The organism is Streptomyces sp. NPDC003032 (genome assembly GCF_053591415.1).
In genome coordinates this window covers 1-20,263 of the sequence record NZ_JBSFTT010000070.1, presented here as the reverse complement: position 1 = coordinate 20,263, position 20,263 = coordinate 1, and the positions used below count along the sequence as shown (strand labels likewise).

19 protein-coding genes and 2 pseudogenes are annotated in these 20,263 nt (G+C 66.7%); 5 read left to right on the top strand and 16 right to left on the bottom strand.

Annotated features, from left to right (window positions below; genetic code table 11):
* The 11 genes and pseudogenes from ACWDZ7_RS40940 to ACWDZ7_RS40890 form a co-directional block, all read right to left on the bottom strand.
* Positions 1–205 (bottom strand): annotated as a pseudogene (locus ACWDZ7_RS40940) (IS701 family transposase); the annotation flags it as partial.
* 340 nt (positions 206–545) lie between these two features.
* Complete coding sequence (locus ACWDZ7_RS40935; RefSeq protein ID WP_451803849.1) at positions 546–692, bottom strand: hypothetical protein; 147 nt, start codon at positions 690–692, stop codon at positions 546–548.
* 16 nt (positions 693–708) lie between these two features.
* Positions 709–2,163 carry a phytoene desaturase family protein gene (locus ACWDZ7_RS40930; RefSeq protein WP_451517613.1) on the bottom strand — a complete coding sequence of 485 codons (1,455 nt, stop codon included), beginning with the start codon at positions 2,161–2,163 and terminating at the stop codon, positions 709–711.
* Between the two features lie 118 nt (positions 2,164–2,281).
* Entirely contained in the window at positions 2,282–3,838 is a 1,557-nt protein-coding gene (locus ACWDZ7_RS40925; RefSeq protein WP_451803848.1) for a serine hydrolase domain-containing protein, read from the bottom strand.
* Positions 3,835–4,842: an HTTM domain-containing protein gene (locus ACWDZ7_RS40920; RefSeq protein ID WP_451803847.1), complete on the bottom strand. Its 1,008-nt coding sequence runs from the start codon at positions 4,840–4,842 to the stop codon at positions 3,835–3,837. The genes ACWDZ7_RS40925 and ACWDZ7_RS40920 overlap by 4 nt, the downstream gene beginning before the upstream one ends.
* A gap of 2 nt (positions 4,843–4,844) precedes the next feature.
* Entirely contained in the window at positions 4,845–5,501 is a 657-nt protein-coding gene (locus ACWDZ7_RS40915; protein ID WP_451803846.1) for a DUF5819 family protein, read from the bottom strand.
* A 141-nt stretch (positions 5,502–5,642) separates the two neighbouring features.
* A complete protein-coding gene (locus ACWDZ7_RS40910) occupies positions 5,643–6,002 on the bottom strand; it encodes a hypothetical protein (RefSeq protein ID WP_451517609.1) in 360 nt (119 codons plus the stop codon).
* A gap of 1,881 nt (positions 6,003–7,883) precedes the next feature.
* Positions 7,884–8,504 carry a zinc finger domain-containing protein gene (locus ACWDZ7_RS40905; protein ID WP_451803845.1) on the bottom strand — a complete coding sequence of 207 codons (621 nt, stop codon included), beginning with the start codon at positions 8,502–8,504 and terminating at the stop codon, positions 7,884–7,886.
* A 72-nt stretch (positions 8,505–8,576) separates the two neighbouring features.
* Positions 8,577–9,140, bottom strand: coding sequence for an AAA family ATPase (locus ACWDZ7_RS40900; RefSeq protein ID WP_451803844.1), 564 nt, complete (start codon positions 9,138–9,140; stop codon positions 8,577–8,579).
* Positions 9,137–9,937, bottom strand: coding sequence for a DUF6042 family protein (locus ACWDZ7_RS40895; RefSeq protein ID WP_451803843.1), 801 nt, complete (start codon positions 9,935–9,937; stop codon positions 9,137–9,139). The genes ACWDZ7_RS40900 and ACWDZ7_RS40895 overlap by 4 nt, the downstream gene beginning before the upstream one ends.
* Positions 9,938–10,000: 63 nt before the next feature.
* A complete protein-coding gene (locus ACWDZ7_RS40890) occupies positions 10,001–10,483 on the bottom strand; it encodes a hypothetical protein (RefSeq protein ID WP_451803842.1) in 483 nt (160 codons plus the stop codon).
* A gap of 104 nt (positions 10,484–10,587) precedes the next feature.
* On the opposite strand from ACWDZ7_RS40890, the gene ACWDZ7_RS40885 reads away from it, so the two are divergent.
* The gene (locus tag ACWDZ7_RS40885; protein WP_451803841.1) at positions 10,588–10,806 is read left to right on the top strand and encodes a hypothetical protein; all 219 of its coding nucleotides are present in this window, start codon (positions 10,588–10,590) and stop codon (positions 10,804–10,806) included.
* Here ACWDZ7_RS40885 and ACWDZ7_RS40880 read toward each other — a convergent pair.
* The gene (locus ACWDZ7_RS40880) at positions 10,755–11,066 is read right to left on the bottom strand and encodes a hypothetical protein (RefSeq protein WP_451803840.1); all 312 of its coding nucleotides are present in this window, start codon (positions 11,064–11,066) and stop codon (positions 10,755–10,757) included. The genes ACWDZ7_RS40885 and ACWDZ7_RS40880 overlap by 52 nt on opposite strands.
* A gap of 17 nt (positions 11,067–11,083) precedes the next feature.
* Positions 11,084–11,758, bottom strand: coding sequence for a hypothetical protein (locus tag ACWDZ7_RS40875; RefSeq protein WP_451803839.1), 675 nt, complete (start codon positions 11,756–11,758; stop codon positions 11,084–11,086).
* A gap of 1,076 nt (positions 11,759–12,834) precedes the next feature.
* On the opposite strand from ACWDZ7_RS40875, the gene ACWDZ7_RS40870 reads away from it, so the two are divergent.
* The 3 genes from ACWDZ7_RS40870 (at position 12,835) to ACWDZ7_RS40860 (ending at position 14,758) form a co-directional block, all read left to right on the top strand.
* Positions 12,835–13,542, top strand: coding sequence for a hypothetical protein (locus ACWDZ7_RS40870; RefSeq protein WP_451803838.1), 708 nt, complete (start codon positions 12,835–12,837; stop codon positions 13,540–13,542).
* A gap of 330 nt (positions 13,543–13,872) precedes the next feature.
* A complete protein-coding gene (locus tag ACWDZ7_RS40865) occupies positions 13,873–14,442 on the top strand; it encodes a hypothetical protein (RefSeq protein WP_451803837.1) in 570 nt (189 codons plus the stop codon).
* Positions 14,443–14,488: 46 nt separating this feature from the next.
* Positions 14,489–14,758 carry a hypothetical protein gene (locus tag ACWDZ7_RS40860; protein ID WP_451803836.1) on the top strand — a complete coding sequence of 90 codons (270 nt, stop codon included), beginning with the start codon at positions 14,489–14,491 and terminating at the stop codon, positions 14,756–14,758.
* An 831-nt stretch (positions 14,759–15,589) separates the two neighbouring features.
* On the opposite strand, the gene ACWDZ7_RS40855 is transcribed toward ACWDZ7_RS40860, so the two are convergent.
* The 3 genes from ACWDZ7_RS40855 to ACWDZ7_RS40845 all read right to left on the bottom strand — a co-directional run bounded on the left by ACWDZ7_RS40855 (position 15,590) and on the right by ACWDZ7_RS40845 (position 18,769).
* Positions 15,590–15,979 (bottom strand): DUF6009 family protein, encoded by a 390-nt coding sequence (locus tag ACWDZ7_RS40855; RefSeq protein WP_451803835.1) that lies wholly within the window; start codon positions 15,977–15,979, stop codon positions 15,590–15,592.
* 151 nt (positions 15,980–16,130) lie between these two features.
* Positions 16,131–17,696 carry a DNA primase family protein gene (locus tag ACWDZ7_RS40850; protein ID WP_451803834.1) on the bottom strand — a complete coding sequence of 522 codons (1,566 nt, stop codon included), beginning with the start codon at positions 17,694–17,696 and terminating at the stop codon, positions 16,131–16,133.
* Complete coding sequence (locus tag ACWDZ7_RS40845; protein WP_451803833.1) at positions 17,693–18,769, bottom strand: bifunctional DNA primase/polymerase; 1,077 nt, start codon at positions 18,767–18,769, stop codon at positions 17,693–17,695. Before ACWDZ7_RS40845 ends, ACWDZ7_RS40850 begins: the two co-directional genes overlap by 4 nt.
* Positions 18,770–19,548: 779 nt before the next feature.
* On the opposite strand from ACWDZ7_RS40845, the pseudogene ACWDZ7_RS40840 reads away from it, so the two are divergent.
* A pseudogene (locus tag ACWDZ7_RS40840) lies at positions 19,549–20,263 on the top strand (IS5 family transposase); the annotation flags it as partial.

The following is a 20,263-nucleotide window of genomic DNA, read 5'->3' as shown; positions in this document are numbered from 1 at the left end:
GCCGGTGGATGCGATCGGGGCCCGCGTGACCGGCCTCTTCAGCCAGCGTCCAGCCGTTCTTCCGCTCCAGCGGCGCAACCAGCCCCCGCATATAAGCCAGCGCCGACTGACGCGGCTCCTCCCGGTTAAACCGGTGCACGAACCGCTCATGCAGTACGTCCAGCTCTCCGGCCCACAACCTGACTTCAGCAAGGTCCCCACCCATAACCACACCAACGAACGAGCTGGCCAGCAGTCACGGCAAGCACCGTTGCAGTACTAAGACACGGCCTAGCGGCATCGTGCCTCAGGGCCTGCACGCTCTCCCGTGCGACACAGTTGGCCCGGAGTAGCGGCATCGCACTGGAGTGTGTGCAGGCCCTGGGCTTGGGTCGCCTACCCCTTGCGGCTATGGGGCGGCCGGGACCGGAGGGGTTCGGTGAGGTGGTCCAGCCGTGGCGGCCCACAGCAGCCACGCCACCAGCGACCTCGGTACGGGGGAGCGGTCCGAGTCGCTGGCACTCCACCACGGGCGACCAGACCGTCCGGGTCCGCTCCAACTGGCGTCAACCCGCAGTCAGATCCACAGCACCACTGGCCGAGGCAGCGCTGGTGGCGGCTATGAGGTCGTCGGCCTGGTCGTCGGCGCCGCACGCCACGCCTCTGGTGCGGAAGCCCGCGTCCGCGGGCGGGGCCGTGCGTTCCACTCTCACCGAAGGCTCATCTGGATCAGACTGCCTTCCCGTCAGGTGCCAGGGAGGGCGCCGTCCGGACGCCGTGGTGGCGGCGGAGTGCGGAGCGGGCGGCGAGATTGCCGCACATGCCGTGCACGGACGGACCGGGCGGGGTGGACGCCGAGCAGAGGTACACGCCTGGCAGCGGTGTGGTGTACGGGTCCCAGCGCGCGGTGGGCCGGGCCAGTGACTGGCGCAAGGTCAGGGCGCCTGCGGCGATATCCCCGCCGACGTAGTTCGCGTTGTACTGGGCGTACTGGGCGGCGGAGACACCGCGGGCGGCGACGATTGTGTCGGTGAAGCCGGGTGCGTACTCCTCGATGCGCCGGCGGATCAGGTCGACCGGGTCGCGAGGGTCGCCGTGCGGGACATGGGCGTAGGCCCAGACTGGGCGCTTGGTGCCCGAGGCCCGGGAAGGGTCGGTGACGGCTGGATCGACGACGAGGACGAACGGGTCGGGGACGCGGTGCCCGGCCACCGTGGCATTCTCCTGGCGCAGAGTGTCGGCCCGGGTGCCGCTGAGGTGGACCGTGCCCGCCTGTCCCACGAGCGGATTGGCCCAGGGAACGGGGCCGTTCACGAGGAAGTCGGCCTTGGCCGCTCCCGGCCCGTACTGGTAGCGACCCAGCGCGCGCCGGTAGCGGGGCGACAGGCGTGGCCCGGCCAGATCGAGGAACTGCCGGGGTGCGATGTCCAGCATGACGAGAGGGACGTCGCCGAGTTCGGCCAGGTCCCGGACGCGGTGCCCGAGGTGAAAGACCCCGCCGTGAGCCTTGATGTCGGCGGCCATGGCGTCGGCGATGCGGGCGCTGCCGCCTTCCGGTAGGGGCCAGCCGGTGCTGTGGGCGGTGTGGGCAAGGAGCAGGGCGACTGCGGCGGATGGCAGCGAGGGCAGCCTGCCGACCGCGTGTGCCGCCACTCCCGTCAGCAGCGCACGGGCGGCGCTGGTGGTGAAGGGGGTGCGGGAGGTGGCGTGCGCCAGGACCCGTTGGGCCAGGAGCAGCCCGGTGACCAGGTCTGGGGGCGGGGTGCGCAGGTCGGACAGGAGTAGGTCGACCACGGAGCGGGAGCGGTCGACGAGAGGCTGCATGAGGCGCGTCCAGCGGGGACCGTCCGCGCCCAGGTGCTCGGCGGTGCGGCTGATGCTGCGCCATGCCGCCGCCGCGTCGCCGCCGGGTAGGGGATGGGCGTAGGGCATGTCGGGTTGCAGCAGCCGCACCCCGTGCGCTGGCAGGTCGAACTGGCGGAAGAACGGCGAGGCGGCGGCCATGGGATGGACGGCAGCGCAGATGTCGTGTTCGACGTCCTGGTCGAACAGGGCCGTGGTGCGCAGGCCGCCTCCGATGGTGTCGGCGGCCTCGAACAGTTCGACGCGCAAGCCCGCTCTGGCGAGGGTCACTGCTGCAGCGAGCCCGTTGGGTCCGGTGCCCACGATCGCGGCGTCGGTCACGGGCCGACGCTCCAAGAAGCGCGGCGCACGGCGAGCGCCGTTCCGGTGGGGTACATGTGCATCACTCCTTCATCAGTGGCGCACGTCACGTGCGCCTGCGCCACGACGGGAATCTCGGTCAGACCAGCGACGCGGCGGCGAGTATGAGGAGCGCGACGCGTACAGCTGTGAAGCGGACGAGCGGCCAGCGCCCGCCGGGCCTTCCGGCAGCCTTGTCGCTCCCTGCCCGGGGGGCTGCCTGGTTCCGGGCCGACCAGATTCCGCCGGCCAGGATGAACACGCCCAGACCCCATACTTCCGGCGGTACCACCAGCCATGAGCCCAGCCGCCAAACCAGGGCCAGTAGTCCTGCTCCGAACAGCACATCGATCGCCATACGGATCCACGACGCGGGCCCAGGGCCCCGGTGCCGTGAGGTCCACAGAGCGAGAAGGCCGGCGCACAGGCTGAAGACCACCGTGAGCGCGGGTGCGAATCTCCTGGACTCCGGGGGCTCCTGGACGGCTGATGCCGCGTGAAATCCCAGTAGTCGTCTGCCGACGGCGTCCACCGAGCGGTCGGTATTCGACAGGACGACCACCCCGCGCCCGCGTGCGGGGTCCATGCCCACGTATGAGGTGAAGCCACCGGTTGCTCCGTCGTGCCATACCAGGCTGCGCCCTTGTGTGCGGCTGACGTTCCAGCCCAGGCCGACTGCGCCGTTCGGTCCCCTGGGGTGCAGGGGGTCAGTGGCTCGTGCCCCGGGGGCGGTTTTGGCCAGGACCGCGCGCAGGAATATCGCAAGGTCGTTGCTCGTCGACCAGAGGTCACCGGCTGGCGTGAACCCCGAGGCCCGCCAGTGATCCATGGCGGGACCGGTGGCTTTTGTCCCGCTGGCGCTGTTGGGCGGGATGGCCTCGCCGCTGCGGACGATCTGGGAGTGGTCCATGCCCAACGGGTCGAGGAGTTCCTCTTTGAGGAGCTTGTCGTACGGCTTCCCGGTGAGGCGGGCAGCGGTCTGCCCGGCCAAGGCCATGCCGAAGTTGGAGTACACATACGTCCCGGGTGGGCCGAGCGACGCGTCGGCGGCGGCGGTGAAGAGATCCTGCTCGGTGAATCCGCGGTAGGGATCGCGGCCGAGCAGGCGCAGTTCGGCTTCCCTGAGGCTCGTGTCCAGACCGGTGGGCATCAGGGCGAGACCGGACCGGTGGGTGAGGAGGTCCGTCAGCGTCGCCGACGCCAGGGCGGGGTCGGAGAACCGGTCTCGCGGCAAAAGGCGTTCCAGCGGTGTGCTGAGGTCTATTCGCTTCTGGTCGGCCAGCGAGGCGAGGAGCATGCCGGTCATCGGCTTACCGATGGATCCCACCTCAAAGACGGTGTCTTTTCCCACCGAAGGATGCTCGGGGTTCCCCGAATTACCGAGCCCTGCGAACGTCGTGCGCTCACCGTCGATGAAAGCGACGGAAAGCCCACGGAAACCCTCCTCGTTTCCCACTGCTTCCCGCACACGGGCACCCAGCCCCGCGTCTCCCGTTTCAGCAACCCCCAGGCGGGCTGGCTGAGGGAGGTAAAGGAAACAAGCGGTGGCGGCCACGGTCGTCACACCCAGCCCCACGAGGACGCTTCGTATTGTGCGGTTTGACTCCAAGTACCTCTTGGTCCGCCGCCATACCGAGCCGGAAACCTTTTCCCTCATTTCGATGTAGTGGCGGGTATAGCAGCGTCCTTCGCCGTATATCGCCGGACTATTTTACGCATACGGAGATAGTGGTCATCTCCCATGATGAGAAGCTCAATTCCGATCATGGTCAGTGAGAAGGTGATGAGCCCTGCCATGTGAATGGCGATGCCCAGATGCATAAGGACGCCTCCGGCGACAGCGAAAGGCCTCAGTGTGCGATTGAGCAACAGGAACGCGAATGCCAGCTGGAAGAACACGGTGCCATAGGTCATGAGGACCACGAGTACTGAGTTCTCGTAGAGGATGTGGTTGACGCCGGGCCAGCCGAACTCATTGACACGCAAGATGTAGTAGAGGGCAGTTCCGTCCTGCCAGTGCTCTCCTTGCACCTTGTACATGCCCGATACCAGATACACGGTGCAGACCTGCAAGGTCACCGCGATCAGTCCGGCGTGATGGAGAAGCGAAACGATCCGGTAGCGCATGGAGTCAACAGCGGAGAGCGCCGGTTTTCCGTCCTTGCGGTTGCGTGCGTCCAGGGACAGCCGGGCTCCCGAGTCAATGAATATCATGAAAACGAGGACGATCGCCGCGACGTTGTCCCCGCCGTCCATCAGCATCGGATTCCTCTGCTGCAGCGACCAGAGGAACACATAGTGCGCAACCGTCATGATGCGGGTCCGCCAACCCAGCATGAACAGCACAGCCACCACTGCCCCGGTATGGAAGACCAACTCGAACCAGACCTCGGACCTGCTGAGCGAGTAGAGCGAGAGCGAACTGCCCGAGACCGGGTCAATGAAGTTCTGCCACGGCCACACACCGTCCGGACCCCACAGATATCCCCGGTCGAGGTAATCCCGAAGGTAGAAATAGACACCGACTGCCCCGAGAACGATCCGGGTGAGGGCTGCACCGATCAGTGAACGGCGTGTGCCGGTGAAGTCATCGAGGCGGGAGTAGAACGCCGAGCGCGCCCATTTTCCGGCAGAGATCGCATCCGTGCGCAACTGATTCATAGTTATCCCGAAACCTTAAGCGGCTTCATCCAGTCCAGGTCGTAGTAAGATATCTTCCCTTTGACCTCCCTGATGTGCCGCTCCGAAAAGCGAGGGTACTCATTGGAGACGACCCTTATCTGTATTCCCTGCACCGCGTCCCCCCAGTGGCGCCGCGCCTCCGAGGTCGCGAGAGCCTGCGCGAAACGGGTCGCGTTCTCGCGCCCGCTCTTCTCGCTCACGGTGAGTGGCGGATTTTCCGCTTTTGTGCCGCCCTTGGCAGAGCCCTTCGGTTGGTCAAGCTTGTTCTTGTTCCGGATCTTCTCCAGGAGAGGGTCGCGCCAGGACTCAAGCTGGGCCTTGACGCCTGTGGGCAGGCGGTCGACCCGGGCCGGCCACATCCGCTGACTGTGCACCTTCGCGATGTGCGGGGTGGTGATGTCCGTCCAGCCGGTGACGTCCTGCCCGTCCTGGGTCCGCACCTTGGCGCGGACCAGGATCCCCGAGTCCGCGTCGACCGGGTCCGGAGCAAAGAGATGCCAGTCCTGACTGAACTGCGGCGACATGTATCCGGTGATCACTCGACTGAGATCCTTCTGAACCGGATTAAAGGGAGTGTTGTACAGGGCAGTCATGCTGAAATGAAAGAGCAATACAGCAGTGGTTGCCATGGCTGCCATCGCGACAGTGACACGCCGTGATCTGCGCCAGGACAGCAGAGACTGGGGGCTGTTATTGTTTCCCACTCCCACTCATCCTTACCGTTGTGAAGTGACGTCCATGCGGGGGCATTTCAGCCCCCGCATGGACGTGATGAACGATTAGTCGAAGGCGCGGTTCAGATCTACGGATTCCGTACCGTCGGACACGGCGGCGCCGCCTCGCACAAAGTAGCCCTTGGGAGCCTTACCGTACTGCTTCTTCACGTGCGCCTTAGCGGCATCATAAGCCGCACTTCCCGCAAAAGAAGCAGCAGCCTTCTTGGCTACTTCCTTCCACAGCCCCCGCTGGGCCACCGTCGCGGACTTCTTCTCGGGTCCCTGCGCCGCCTCCTTAAAAGCGACGGCAGTGGTCTCCTTCGCCGAGTCCACAGAGTTGTCCGCAGAGGCGCTCGTGGACACGGCGACAGTGGCAACGGCAGCAAGAACGCCGGCTGCAACCAGGGTCTTGGTTCGCTTCATATCGTTTCCCCCAAGGAAACACTAAAAAAACACCCTCAACAGGTGCACTGGAAAATTCATCACCCACAGGCCGTGGGTGATGAATAGAAACATACAGGCCCGATATCGATATGCAAATCGGCATCAGCAGGCCTGCCGATTCCGAAACCCTGCATTTTGGCATACCGGAACACCCCTCTCCCGGAAAGGGCAGCAGGGAGTTCGGTCAAGCGACTGGAGTCCGTCAGCAGCAACCACTACAGAAACCCGGAACGCACAGGGAAGGCAAAGCCGACTGGCCAGCCCCGTGGCGGCATTCAGTGAAATGTAAGCACCCACCCCTGAGGCGGGGCGTCACATGACGGTGGAATTCCGATGCGAGGACGGAAGCGCCTTTGGGGACGACGGACCGGCGCCTTGCGCTAAAAGGCAGGCGGCTGGACGGCAACGACAGCGATCGACCCGCACGACAAGGCAGGCGCACGTGCGCCAGTGCGTCGGCTAACCGGATTCCGGCGTGCTGCAGGGTGCTGATGCCGGGGTGGCAGTCGGCCCTTCAGGTGGCGGGAGCAAGAGAGACAAGAACGGCCGCTGTGACACGGCGCGGGCGTGCAGAGGGTTCAACTGATGGTTCCCCGTCATAACGGCAACGAGCGGCCGGATTTATACGGCTTTGCTTTAGGCATGCGCATGGTCAGTGCGCACAGATCCCCGTTGCGGCTTACTGGGCGTCGATGGTCTAGCGACGCGATGGGCACGTTACCCCAGTGATGCAGTGCAAGATCAAGAGCTAGCCGGTGTGGGCTGAGTCACCGGACGCAACCGAGCCGAAGCACTTGAGCGCGATTTGAGGTTGCCGGTCAAACTTCCCACGACAGGCGCGATTTAACTGTACAGCGCAATGAAATTGCGACTCCGCGCCACTCCGCCATCGCCCGTAAGGTTGACGGTGAATCAGCACCTTCCGTTACCCTGATGACGCCGCAACGATGGAAACCTTCCGGGGCCCCTTGAGTCAACGGCGTGCCCCCTGGCGGACCCTCTGGTGTTCTGGGGCTGTAAGAATGCGGCCGGTTCGGGATCATCGAGTGGCCGGAGGAAACATGTCAGAGGTCCGCACCAATGCTTCACGGTCGCAGGTAACGGCCCAGCGACTCGGGGGACTTCTGGGGGTGATATGGTTCTCTTTTCTCGCATTTTCGGAGTCTGATCGACCGTCGTGGCTCCGGGCCTGTTATGCGGCGACCGCTCTGGTCTTCGCTGCCGGCACGGCAGCCGAGTTGGTGCTGACCGGCCGACGCCGGCGCAGGGCGAACCAGGACAGCTGACCTTCCCCCAGACCGGTGGGTCGTTGGCAACGGAGTGGGTCGGCGGCAGGCCGGACTGCAGAGATGATCGTCGTGACCGCTCGCCGTCCGTGTCTGCCCGACTCCACGGTCGCTGTTTCGCGCTGCGGCTTGGCCTCGTAGAACGCCCTGCCAGGCGAGTTCCCTGGAGGGGCACGCGGGGACCTCGCCCCTGCATGAGTTCCAGGCCCCGTTACACAGCTCATTGACAGATCTCGTTGTGCCGCTGAACGCGCCACCAGTAACGGCTTTGACGACCAGAACCCGGTCTGCCAGGTCGATCTTGCGCAGATGGAGGGCGTCCAGAGCCGTCTTCTGCTTGTCGGTGATCAACTCGTCTGCTTCGCCTGGCGCGAGAACAATGATCCCGGCGAAGGCCAGATCACGATCCACCGCACGCATCTCGTCCACGAACCGGGTGGAGCCGCAGATGCAGACGATTTCAGGTCGGTCGGGCACAGCTCAGCCCTTCGCTCGAACGGGACACCGCCGGCGTGCACGTTGGTACTGCGTCGGCAGGAGGTTAGTGGGTGGCACTACATCAGTGGAGGGCCGGTCAGCCGTCGGCTCGTTCCTTCTCGATCGCATTCATCCTGCGGACCATGTCGATCTGCGCGCGGATCATCGTGTCGAACAGGGCCTCCGGATCACCGTCGGGTCCGGCGTTCGCAGCCAGCAGCGAGGCGACTTGGCTGGTGAGGACAGTGACCACGTCGGCCGTCCCCACCGGGCCGCGGACCTCGATCAGTTTGCGCACGGCGTCGTCGATGCGGTCCATGGCCTCCTCGCCCTGGAGGAACAACCCGAGCCGGTCGGCGAGGAACATGCGGACGACCGCTACCCCATCAGCCAGGGCGGTGTCCACGTTGAAGTCGGCGCGGGCCTTCTCCGACTCCTTGAGCACAGCCGGAATCGTGTACGTCCGCTGCTCCGGAATGAGGCCCTGCTCCCTCCACTTCTCGTACGGGATCGGGCCGACAGCGTCGCGGCGGGCACGGTGATGATCGGTCGGGCGACCGCCCGCGGTTCGGCAGGCCTGCCCTACGGCCGCCTTACAGGTCGGGCATTCGACACGGCGCATCCACGAGCGCACGAGATCCCTCTCGGCATCGGAGCGGAGGTGCCGTCGCCACTCACCACCCCACGGAATGCTCTGCGATCCGTTCTCCACGCCCATTGGCCCCCCTGGGTCCGGTGGTGTGCGCCGTCTTTCCTGCCGTGAAACTGACCGTACCTGCGGTGGCGCCCCTCAGCGGTCGATCGGGGGAATGCCGTCCAGGCCGCTCTCGGCAAGGATCAGTTGGACCGTGTCGTCCAGGGTGCTGGCCGCGTCGACGACGGTCTCCAGGCCGTCGGGGAGCAGGTCCTTGTCTCGGTACCAGTCGCGTAGGTGACCCTCGCTGACGTGCGCAAGGTACTCGGCATCTGGTTTCGTCGCGTGCCGGAGCACCGTCTCCTCGAAGGGCACGTGGAGGTAGTAGCACCGTGTGACGCCCTGGTGGGCGCGCACCAGGTCCTGGAGCATCGTGCCGTAGCGGGCGGCGTACAGGATGCCTTCCAGGACGACGTGGAAGCCTTTGTCGAGGGCGTAGCGGGCGGTGAGGTCGATCAGGCCGATATTGGCGCCGCCGGGCCGGTCGCGTTCGCGCAGCACGATCCGGCGGAGGTTGTCCTGGGCGACGATGGCGAGGTTGCGGCCGAACTTCTCGCGCAGGCCGGCTGCGACGGACGACTTGCCCGAGGCGCTGTTGCCGCGGAGCACGATGAGGCGCGTGTCACTGGTCCCTACGGTGCCGTGCGCGGCCTCAGTCACCCGCGGCTCAGCTGGATGCGGTTGTTGTGGAAGTGCTCCCAGTCCATGACCAGGCGGAAGCGGCGGTGGGCTTCCAGGCGCTCCGCGTCGGCCGGCTCCTCGCCGCGCTGGACACGAGCGTCGCCGGATTTCACGAGTTCCGTGAGAGCGGGCCGGACGTCGTCGACGTCCTGGCCCGTGGCTGCCGCCAGCCGGTCCAGGGAGGTGAGGGTCTCCGCCGGTTCACCCAGATCGTCGACCAGGTGGTCGATGAGGCTGTCCAGGAGCGGGCCGGTGCGCATCATCCAGCGGATTTCGTCGAGGCGCTGGGTGAGTTCGGGGTCCAGGGGCAGCAGGTCGCCGGGCAGCGGGAGCACGGCGGGCATGGACCATCGGGTGCCGTCCGGCGTCTCTTCGCAGCGGGCCAGGCCCCACGTCAGGTAGAGCTCGGACAGGTCCCGCACGGTGGTGGGCACCGGGAAGCCGGCTGTCGTCAGCATGGTGCTGAACTGCTCCCAGCGGGCCGCCTCGCATGTCTCGCGGCCCTCCGGCGCATCCTCGTAGTCCCATTCCTCATCGGGCCAGGAGAAGGTGAGGGAACCGTCGAGGTCGCCGCCGATCATGTCCCAGTGCCCGTCGAAGATCTCTCGCAGGAGGTCGTCCAGGGAGCCGGTGAAGCCGGGCTGGCACGCCGTCCCGATCAGCATGGTCAGCGGGAAGCCCTGACGGGGCAGGACGTACTCCCAGCCCGACACCCACCAGTCGTTGTGCATCGCCAGGTCCCGGCGCGGCCCGGGCACAAACGCCTTCTCAGTCATCCGCAGCTCTTCCTCAAGAACACCTTGATGCCCGCAGCGTACGCAGCGAGACGGGGCAGATTCTCACGGACGCGCCACCCACGCCTGGTGGGCGGGAGCGACGTGCAGTCCTTCGCGCACGCGGCCGCGCAGGACGCCGACGCGGGTGCGGCCCTCCACGACCTGCAGCCCGCTGCTCGACGGGTCCAGGAAGCACCGGTCGATCAGGAGCGGCGGGCGTAGCCACGTCCCGTGCTCTTCCCAGTGCAGGCCGACTTCGCGGGGGCGGACGTCGATCCAGTGCACCGGGTTCTTGGCGTACTCCTCGATGCAGCCGTCGTCGGAGGCTCCGGTCGGCATCCCGTGGAAGTCCGCGGCCGGGATCGTCTCGAGCCGCCCGGTGATCTCGCGCAGGTCGATGCTGCCGTAGTCGGTTACGAAGTGGTCGTTGTCGCCGAAGTCGTAGAGGAACTGTTCCAGGACATCGTCCGGCCACTGAAGCGGGGCCACGGCCGGGTCGATGCGGAAGCGGTCGTAGCCGTAGCTGAGACCGCCGGTTCGGCGCAAGACAGAACGGTCCCCGGCGATTTCGCCGGGGACCGTTCGTGCCAAGCCTGCTTAGCTTATTGCGGGCCTCGGTGCTGCTCACAGAGCCGGGGTAGTCCTCCGCTATGGAGAATGAGGACCCTCGTAAGGGCGACGAGTTCGGCTTCGACGGCGAGGATGACGATGAGTTACCGGTCCTGATCGACTGCGACGAGTGCGGCAAAGTGATGGAGCCGGGCTTGTTCGCCGCGAACGATCCGCTGCTGTCAGTGGTGCCCGACCCGACGGCGGTCTATCCAGCGGCCGTCAAAAGCCTGGAAACAGGCTCCACAGACTTCAGCTGAGGGCCCCGGTTCGCATCACGCGTCCAGGGCCGCGCGTTGCGGCGCCACAGCGTCATGTCGCGGGTGAAGGCGCCGTCGTTGTCGTCCGTGGCGGACTTGATGCCCTCGCAGTAGAGCCGGTGTACCACCAGTTGGCGTCGTGCGGGCAGCGGGCTGGTCAGCTCGATGCCATGGGCAGACAGGGTCTCGCGGACCTTGTCCGCATCAGCGGACGTCATACGGGCAGCGATCTGCTCGTACAGCTCCCCTTCGGAAGGCACCGGTAAAGGCTCTGTGGTCACGCGGCGTCCCCCTGCTCTGCTTCGGCCCGCAACCGGGCAAGGCGCGCACGAGCCCGGTCGGCGATCGACGGAATGACCTTGTTTAACGGGGTCCGGGCGTAGTCGCGCTGCAGGTACTGCCGCTTTCGCAGCGCCAGGGCCGAATGCCCGGTGGCCTCGGCCAGCGCGCGGACGAGGCGGGCGCGCTCGGTGTACCAGGCCAGGACCGGGAACTCCCGCGTTGCCCGTTCGGCGAGCTCGCGGCCCTTGTCCGTGAGGTAGTAGTTGTCCTGGAGAACCCGGTTGGCGGTTCGCCGCGGCACGACCAGCACCAGCCGCGGGGCGGCCAGGACGCTCATCGCCTGGTCGATGTACTCGAACGCCCCGAACAGATAGCGCAGCATCGGGATCGAGCAGATCTCCGGCTCATCCGAATCCAGGATGACGCCCGCCAACTCCAGGTTGATGGGCTCCCGCTCGCGCTCGTAGTCATTCAGGAGCTCGTCCGCCAGGTAATCCGGATTACGCAGCCAGAAGTCCAGTTTCTGCAGCCGCCCCTCCGCGCGCAGAACAGCCACGGCGCCCCCCGGACCAGCCTGCTTCTCTGCCTCGTTCAACGGGTCGGATACAGCGGCTATCAGCAGCAGAAGCCGCATCGCGTCCGAGAACCGATCCCCCTCGTCATCATCCACTCACACACCGTAGTGACTCAGAGTGTGGCCGATCAATGCCTCTACACCGACCGTTCAGGGTCGGCAGACAGCGCTACGGATATCGACGGTCCCCCGCTCGTAGACGACATCGACGACACCTCATGTGGCTTCAACAGCCGTCGTTACGATCATCCTGTGTCCATAGAGGTGATCACATCCATCGTCTCGGCCGCCGTCGCCGTCGTAGGCGTCCCGGCGGTCTACGTGCAAGCGCGCGCTGCGCGTCTCTCGGCAGTGGCCGCAAGCCGAGCGCAACTCGAGCACGCGCGGAGGACCAGCCAGCATGCGGCGTGCCTCGAAGTGCTGGCGGCTGCAGATGACTTGAAGCGGTCCTGCGACGTCAGCGGAATCGCTGCCTCGTGGCTGGGCATGATCTACGAAGACCAATCCGACGAAGATGAGTCAATCAGGGCCAAGGCCGAAGAGCGCAGAGAGCAAGCTGATCGGCGCCACGAGGAGGCACTTGAGCATGCCTTCGAGGTGTACGAGCGCCTCCTCAAAGCGGTAGCCCGCCTGGAACTCGAAGGACCTGACCGACTCATAGCCCCGGCAACGCGGCTGGCTGACATGGGGGACTTGCTCCAGCTACCAGGCACGACCCCCGCTTTCGACGAGGACGAGCCCGTCTGGATTTCCAGCGACGAGCAGCGCCCCTTTGCCTGGGTCACGAGCCAGTTCAAGGCCGCCCGCAGCGAATTCATCGAAGGCACGCGGAGCTACTTCAACAACATCTGCCCCAGAGCGATGACCCGGTCATGTACGGAAAGACCTTTCTGCGGTAGCACCAGGTACACCGGATCGTTCTGCTCTTCCAGAACAACCACGGTCCTCTGCTGCCGAGAAAACACGCCGGGCCGCCTCCCGCCGGATCCGCAGACCGAGGATCCGCGGATGCTCCGCCTGTGGCTAGCGGTCGGAACCGCCCCGCAGGACACACCCCCGCGGGCCAGGCGGGTGAACACCGGTCCCTCAGGCGCAAGCAGTTGGCGGGCTGCCGGTTGTGAAACCAGCGGACCAACCGGCCCCTGCACGAGGTCGCCGCTGCGAGGTACCTCATGGGACGCCACAAGCAGCAAAAGCCGCGCCGCTCCCGGGGCGAGAGTCGGGAGCCGAGTCCGGAGTGGTTTGGCACCGCGTTCCACTCCACCAAGGGGATGCAGCACCTGGACGTTCGCCAGTCCGGCAACGGAGTGCTGATCACCTCTTCCCCCGCCAAAATCGACGGCGCCGAGGGTTGCTGGCCGCTGCGTCTGCGCAACGATGATGACGGCCAGGGGCTCACCAAGGTGGCTGCGGCCCTCGCTGCCGGGAGGGCACACATCTTCGGGGTGACCGAGGAACCCGGCCATAGGACTGTCCTGGCATTCCTCCCCGACCAGCCCGAGGAAGGCGTCGGCACACTGGCCCGCGTCCGCACCAGCGAAGAGCCGGACGGGGATGTCGTCCTCGAGCGGTCCGCGGAACGGCCCATGAAGCTGTGGGCCGAAGCCGGGGAGAACATCCGGCGGATCATCCCGTTGCTCGGCCCCGACGCGCCGCCAGTCGAACAAACTGAGGACTGCCACTTGTGCCCCGGGTGCTACCGACCCGTCTACGACAGCTCCGCCTCCCACTTTCTGATCGGAGCCGGTCCGATGCCGGTGGTCGGGCTGTGCCGGCTGTGCGCCGAAGGCACCACACTCCGCTCGCTGCGCCAAACCGACGTTCGAGTCCACCCCCGCCAGCTCGCCGTTCTCGAGACCGTGGCCGCCGCCATGGCCTAGCTGAATCGCCGAGCCTGGCCCTGTTCACCGACTGGGCTCTGGTGACCCGCTGCCCCTCGCACACCGTTGCCAGCCGTCTGCCCCGATCCCTCCGGCGAGTCGGAGATGCCTCCGGATCAACCATGTGGGCCTGCTGCCCTGACCCAGGCCCCTTCCAGGATCCCCGGCGCTCGCTACGAGCCGAACACCTGGCCTTCTACTGTTCGTTGGTGCACCGGGTGCCGCATTCGGCGCACACAGACGGCGGGCTTCGATGCGCCATTGCGAGTGCTGGTGTATCCGGCCGAGCTCCTGTCATGTGTGGGCAGCGAGCCCGATAGCGTTCTGCGCATGACAACGGACGCAAGGCCCGGGCCGCCGACGCCCCTATGCCCGCGCTGCGGCTCAGCCGAGGTACACACCGTCGAGCAGACGCGCTCCGGCAAGGAAGCCCGGGCCAAAAAACTCGGTTCCCGCCTGGCCAAGGGCCCGGAGAAAAGCGACGGCGGCGGCGACGGCTGCCTGCACTTCGCCGAAGGGCTCGTCCTGAGCCTCATGTTCGGCGGCGGCCTCGCCTACACGGGCGTCGAGCAGGACAACCCGCTGTACACGGTCGGCGGTGTAGTCCTCGGGCTGCTCATCTTCGCCGTCACCATCGCGGTGGTGCGCAGCGACGGCCGGGACAAGGATGTCGCCGAGACGTCCGGCGAGACACTGGCCAACGAGTACTGGCTGCCGGCGCACTACTGCTCCACCTGCGAAGGCGTCTTCTGCCCGGGCGGCACCCCATGGCAGGGCGTGCTCACCCCGGAGCAATTCAAGAAGCTGGTCTGGCGCCAGGGCTGCTACGACCGCCAACTCCCACCCGGCGACAAAGCCAAAAACGCCGAGATTCCCTCGGGAAGCCTCATCGAAGGCTAGGGCCGACCGCATCAGGCAACCTCTGCCCCGGCTGTACGGTCAGGACATGGACGCACGCCACCAGCCGACTCTTGATGACATCGAGGACCGCTTCGCATTGCTCCTCGAAGGCCGGCTGACCAGGGACGAGGTCGATCGCTGGGCCACACGGTGGGTGGCCGACGACCGGCTCGCTGGGAACGGCATCGCATCGTGGGCACTGAACCTCCTGTGCGGAATCGACCTGCCCGTACACAAGGGCGGCGGCTACCTCCACGACGACGAACAACTCCAAGAATGGCTCGCCGAACTGAGGAAACGCCGCCGAATGATCTGACACGGGCCACACCACCGCGACCAGCGTCGTGCGCCTCAAGCCAGAGCGGCACTGTGGATCCGCGGTGCGACGGTCGAGGCAGCTACTGCGGGCAGGGCGGTTTTGAGGAATCTGAGAAAACGGCCCCGGCCCGACAGGCTTTGTGAATAGGCTCCACTCCGGGCCCTTCCTCGGTCCTCCATTCCCAGTCAGGCTTCTGGCGCGGCGCACGCACAACTGCGTGTGCCTGTACTGCGTTTGGTGAATCGAGGAAGGAGAACACATGCGCGTGCGTAGGTGGCTTGCCCAAAGGTCGAGGCGACGGCGCCGTACGGTCCGTCGCCTCAGGGAGTGGGCATCGCAGCTCGAGGCCGTGCGTTACGGCCGCGGGAGGCGATGGCTGAGGAGTCTCGGCGTGCAGCTGTCAGTTGACATCTGCTCGACGTTGATCCTCTACCTCATCTTCCGCGGCCGCTAGCAACAGAGACAGGGACAGTCGCCTCAATCTGTCCAGGGTCGGGGCGGCTGTCTCGTCTGTTCCCGTCCTAGTGTCAACCGCCAGTCCGGGAAGCAGCGCAACTTTCGTTGCGGTACAGATTCAGCGTAGCCCCAATTCCTCCTGCTGCGCACGGTGATTCGGCGAACCAAATCACGAAACCAATTGGCGCCAGATCCCCAAATTGCTGCGCACCAATTGCTCCGCGATACACGTGCGAAATCGCTGCAGCGTGCTGACCTGGGGGAACGCACGTCGGCGTACATGCGCGGACGACGCGGCCTCCGTCCAGGCCTGGCCGCCGCCAGGCCGAAGCCCGTCGACGGAGGCCCAAGAGAACGGGCGCGGCTCCCCGTCTACGAGCGGGCGGGCACTATCTCGCCGGTGGCCTGGGAGCGGGGGGTCTTCGATCCAGCCTTGCCCGCTGCCACGGTGCGCGGGTCGACGGCTTCCAGGGGCGAGCCGACCCGGTAGGGGCACTCGGGGTCGTCGGGCCGGTTGGGGCGGTCGTGGGGCAGCAGGTAGAAGGTGCGGCGGGCGAAGAGGCCGCTGTCGGCGCTGCGCGGCGCGTCGGGGGTGAGGTTGGTGTAGCCGATCATGCGGCCGTCGCGTTCGTAGCGCGGTTTGCCCTTGCGGGTGCCGACCTTGTCCAGGGCCTGGCGGACGTAGTCCATGTCCGCGGTGTCCTCGAGCCAAATGACCTCGGCTTCCTGGACGAGATCGCCTTCCTGTGGGATCGCGCTCATCAGGCCTCCTTGGTCTGGGCGGCCGGGCACCGGCCTACGGGTGTGGCATCCACGCGGCCCGCGTTCCCGGCTCCCTTGAGAGCGAGCGGGAGAAGCAGGCGTCGTCCATCGTACGGTCGGCGCGCGGACTCACAGAGACTGCGGCGGTTCCTCACGGCTTCGGCCCTCCGTTGCCGGGGGAATTTTCGTCCGTGAGCAGGGCCAGGCCGGGGTACAGCTTGGTCGCGTTGTTTTTGATCATATCGGCGGGTGAGGCCAGGCCCAGTTCCTGGCGGATGCGGCTGGCGAATGCGCGACTGGTGGAGGGCCTGATGCCTTCATCGGAGCACCAGCGGCCGTAGGTCTCGTAGAGCAGTTTCTGCTCCACGCGCAGGTCGGAGCCGCCGCCGTCCGCGCCCTTGGTGCAGCACTCGGTGAGGAAGCGTCCGACGTGGTCCTCGGTGGTCTCGTAGGCGGCGGTGGCCACGCGGACGGAGGCCGGGCCGGTCAGTGGGTCGCGGGTGGCCAGGTAGCGTCGGGCTCCCTCGATGAGCCAGTGCAGGATGCCGGGGCCTTCGTCGCGGACGAGTTCGGCGGCCAGGTTGTCGATCTTCCGCTCGTCGGGGACGCTGCGCTCGAAGGGGATGATCCGCATGCGGCGCCAGAACGCGTAGCCGCCGGTGCCGACTTCGGGCCGGTGGTTGCCCAGCAGCCACAGCTTGTGCGTGGGGGTGAAGGTGAAGAAGTTCTGCCGCATCCGTCGCGCGGTGATGGTGTCGCCGCCGGTGAGGAGTTTGACGCGGGCTTCGTTGAACTTGTCGTTGGGCTTGAGCTCGCTGCACACCACGATGCGCCGGCCGTGCAGCTCGGTCAGCTCGGTGGAGTGTTCGGTGAACTTGCCTTTCTCCATGAGGAATCCGGGCGGGGCGGCGTTGGCGTAGTCGCCCAGGATTTGCGTCATCACTTCCAGCAGCACGCTCTTGCCGTTGGCTCCCGACCCGTAGAGGAAGGGCAGGACCTGCGCGCCGACGTCGCCGGTGATCGAGTAGCCGAGCAGGAGGTGCAGGAAACGCGTGGTCTCCAGGCCCTTCGTGTCCTCGCCGAAGGTGTCGCGCAGGAAGCTCTCCCAGCGCGGGATGGGCATCGCGTGCGGGGCTACGAGGGTGGCGCGGGAGTGCATGTCGGTGAGCGGGTCGGGCTTGCGGAGCGTCCCGGTGCGCAGGTCGACGACGCCGGCCGGGGTGCACAGGGCGTAGATGTCGCCGTCCAGGATCTCCGGGTCCAGGCGCAGCCCGGGCGCGGCCTGCGCCTGGTAGAGCAGGGCTTTGAGGCCGGAGGTGGATTCGGAGTGGCGGCGGTGCGCGGCCAGTTGGCGGTTGGTGAACCGGCCCTGGGGGTCGTGGTCGGGAATCTGTTCAGCCATTTCACCGGCGGCCCACACCGCTGCTTCGTCGCCGCCGGTCAGTTTCCAGCGGTATTCGTCCCAGGAGTGCCAGCCCATGCCGATCACGTAGCGGAACTGGTCGCGGTAGAGGCGGGCGAACAGCTTGGCGTTGCCCCGGTCGGTCAGGGAACTGGGCAACAAGACGTCCGGGGCGGGGGCTGCGGATGTGTAGCGGGCGTCCGTCTGCTGGGCCGGGAGGCCGGGGTGCGTTTCGGGCAGCGTGAAGTCCAGGCTCTGCTGGTGTATCTGGGCGGCGGCCGCTTCGGCGTCGAAGCGTGCGGGCTCGGCGCTCATGAACGTCCTCGGGGGTGGAGGGGGCGCTGGGCGCCCGCAGACAGAGCGGACTCGATGATCGTGAGGTTGCGGTGTTCCTGAGCAGGGCGTGCGGTGTGGGCTGCTTCCCTCAGCAGCTCCCGCACCTCGGTCTCGGTGAGGTGTCCGCCCTGGACCAGGCCGCCGGCCGTGTAGGCGGCGCGGTTGAGTTTTTCTGTGAAGCTGGCGCCTTCCGGCACGGCCGCGCAGGCGGCGACCTCGGCCAGAAGCGGTTCCAGGAGACGTTCTGCGCCCTTGGCCGCACGGCGCCGCCGCGGGGCACGGCGAACGGCGGCGGGTTGAGGAATGGGGGCGGGAACATGGTGGGTGCGGACGAGTTCTTCGGCCAGCCACTGGGGCAGCGGCGCCGGGTAGCGGGCGTCTCCCACGGGGCGGTAACTGCCTGCGGCAGTGCGGGTTGCGGGGGCAACGATGTAGCCGTTGTCGGAGCGCACATCCACTTGCCAGGCCAGCGCCATCTTCGGGCTCGATCCGGTGGAGGAGCGGTAGCGGGTGGCGGGGTGCGGGTTGCGGTACCAGATGTGCAGTCCGCCGGACGGCGTGCGTACTCGCAGGGTCCCGGTGTCCTCGACCGGGCTGGGCTGGCGGCGGAGCGCTGCCAGCAGCGCCAGGGTGTCGAAGCCTGTGGCCAGACCGTCCAGGTTGACCTGAGGGGCGATCGGGATGCCCGGCAGGAGACGGGACCGGTCGGGGACCTGCGCTGCGTGGGCGTCCACGTCCAGGACGACCAGGTCCGCGGGGCCGCAGGAGACACCGACGCCGAAACGGGACTCTGAGTGCCACCAGGTGTCGATGCGGTCGAGGTCGGTAGTCGCAGCGTGAAATCCGTGGCACCAGCGTCCGGCCGCTTTGCACGGGCACGACACGGGGGTGTGCCGGTCCTCCTTGCAGGCCTGGCAGTTGGCCGGCGGGACCTTCTGCAGCGGCGCCAGCGGATGCACCGGCCATCCTGCACGGGCACACCACCGGGCGATCGTGCGTCCGTGCACGGCCTCGTCCGGGACCAATGGCGCGGTCGAGGGCTGGCGGGTCACCGGGTCGTCCTTGTCACAGTTTGGGGCGGTCTCTGAAGCTCCCTCGTCCTGCAGGGGCTCCCCCCAGGCAGGGCTGGTCTCCAGCGGGACCAACGGGTCTGAAGGGACTGAGGATTCAGGTTTGCGGCACGAGCGTAACCCACAGGGGTTCGCGAGGAAGGAACACCCCGGCGTGTCGGGGATTCTCGGTCCCGTCAGTCCCGCAAGTGGGGGAGGCAGGACAGCCGTCTGGGCTGGGGTTCAGTCCCGCGTCGTGCGGAGCGCTTCAGTCCCGTACCGGGAAATGCCTGGTCAACGGGGGGTGATCCCCGACAGCGGGACTGACGGGACCGAACCCGGCAGTTATAAGCTGCTGAGAGAGATGGGCCTTCATGATGGGCGCGCGCGTGTTGGTGGTGCCTTGTTCAGGTGATAACTGTCAGGCTGGGTCCCGTCAGTCCCGTGCCAGGCGGGCAGATACCTCCTGACCTGCGCTTTTTCTACGGGCCTGAAAGCGGGACCAAAAAGAGCGCGGGACCAAGAGTCCCGCCGTGCAGACTCTCCCGTCGTGGGTGAAGTTCAGTCCCGTCAGCCCCGTACGTTGGCCCCATCTGCAGGCCGCCTGCAGCAGGGGGCGTCGCAAGAGACTCTGCCTGCCTGGCAGGTACCGGATCAGAGCCAGCCTCTGTAGGCGCTGTCCTTGGCGCAACGGCCACCCTTTGTCGTGAAACAGGGCTTAAAGGCTCTAACAAAAGCTGCTGATCATGAGACTCTCGGCCTGCTGTCTCGTAGGTCTGGGTATGGGAAACCGTGAGTCGCGGCCGTGGATCGCGTCAGACGAACTGTGGGCGCTGGTCGAGCCGTTGCTGCCGAAGCCGGGTCCGAAGCTGGTCGAGGGCAGACCGCGGGTGCCGGACCGGCGGGCCCTGTGCGGGATCCTGTTCGTTCTGCACACCGGCATCCAGTGGGAGTACCTGCCCCAGGAGCTCGGCTTCGGCTCGGGCATGACCTGCTGGCGGCGCCTTGCGGCCTGGAACGAGGCCGGCGTCTGGGACCAGCTCCACCAGTTGCTGCTGAAAGAGCTGCGGTCGAAGAACCAGCTGGACTGGGAGCGGGCGGTGATCGACTCCTCGCACGTGCGGGCCGTCCGACGGGGCCCAAAAGCGGGCCCAGCCCGGTCGACCGCGCACGGCCGGGCAGTAAACACCACCTCGTCGCCGACGGACAGGGCATCCCGCTCGCGGTGTCGCTGACCGGCGGAAACCGCAACGACGTCACCCAACTCGAGCCGTTGCTCGACAAGATTCCCGCCGTCGCGGGCCAGGTCGGCAGACCGCGTCGGCGCCCCGACGCGCTGCTGGCCGACCGCGGCTACGACCACGACAAGTACCGCCGCCTGCTCTGGCGGCGCGGAATCCGCCCCGTGATCGCGAAGAGAGGCGAGCCACACGGCACTGGCCTGGGCATTTTCCGCTACGTTGTCGAGCGCACCATCGCCTGGCTCCACGGCTTTCG

What these genes read in the sequence shown, in the direction of transcription:
- ACWDZ7_RS40860 (WP_451803836.1), top strand. Translation starts at nt 14,489, where the DNA reads ATGGACGCACGCCACCAGCCGACTCTTGATGACATCGAGGACCGCTTC.
- ACWDZ7_RS40870 (WP_451803838.1), top strand. Translation starts at nt 12,835, where the DNA reads ATGGGACGCCACAAGCAGCAAAAGCCGCGCCGCTCCCGGGGCGAGAGT.
- ACWDZ7_RS40915 (WP_451803846.1), bottom strand. Translation starts at nt 5,501, where the DNA reads ATGGCAGCCATGGCAACCACTGCTGTATTGCTCTTTCATTTCAGCATG.
- ACWDZ7_RS40865 (WP_451803837.1), top strand. Translation starts at nt 13,873, where the DNA reads ATGACAACGGACGCAAGGCCCGGGCCGCCGACGCCCCTATGCCCGCGC.
- ACWDZ7_RS40910 (WP_451517609.1), bottom strand. Translation starts at nt 6,002, where the DNA reads ATGAAGCGAACCAAGACCCTGGTTGCAGCCGGCGTTCTTGCTGCCGTT.
- ACWDZ7_RS40925 (WP_451803848.1), bottom strand. Translation starts at nt 3,838, where the DNA reads ATGAGGGAAAAGGTTTCCGGCTCGGTATGGCGGCGGACCAAGAGGTAC.
- ACWDZ7_RS40850 (WP_451803834.1), bottom strand. Translation starts at nt 17,696, where the DNA reads ATGAGCGCCGAGCCCGCACGCTTCGACGCCGAAGCGGCCGCCGCCCAG.
- ACWDZ7_RS40905 (WP_451803845.1), bottom strand. Translation starts at nt 8,504, where the DNA reads ATGGGCGTGGAGAACGGATCGCAGAGCATTCCGTGGGGTGGTGAGTGG.
- ACWDZ7_RS40885 (WP_451803841.1), top strand. Translation starts at nt 10,588, where the DNA reads ATGGAGAATGAGGACCCTCGTAAGGGCGACGAGTTCGGCTTCGACGGC.
- ACWDZ7_RS40920 (WP_451803847.1), bottom strand. Translation starts at nt 4,842, where the DNA reads ATGAATCAGTTGCGCACGGATGCGATCTCTGCCGGAAAATGGGCGCGC.
- ACWDZ7_RS40895 (WP_451803843.1), bottom strand. Translation starts at nt 9,937, where the DNA reads ATGACTGAGAAGGCGTTTGTGCCCGGGCCGCGCCGGGACCTGGCGATG.
- ACWDZ7_RS40855 (WP_451803835.1), bottom strand. Translation starts at nt 15,979, where the DNA reads ATGAGCGCGATCCCACAGGAAGGCGATCTCGTCCAGGAAGCCGAGGTC.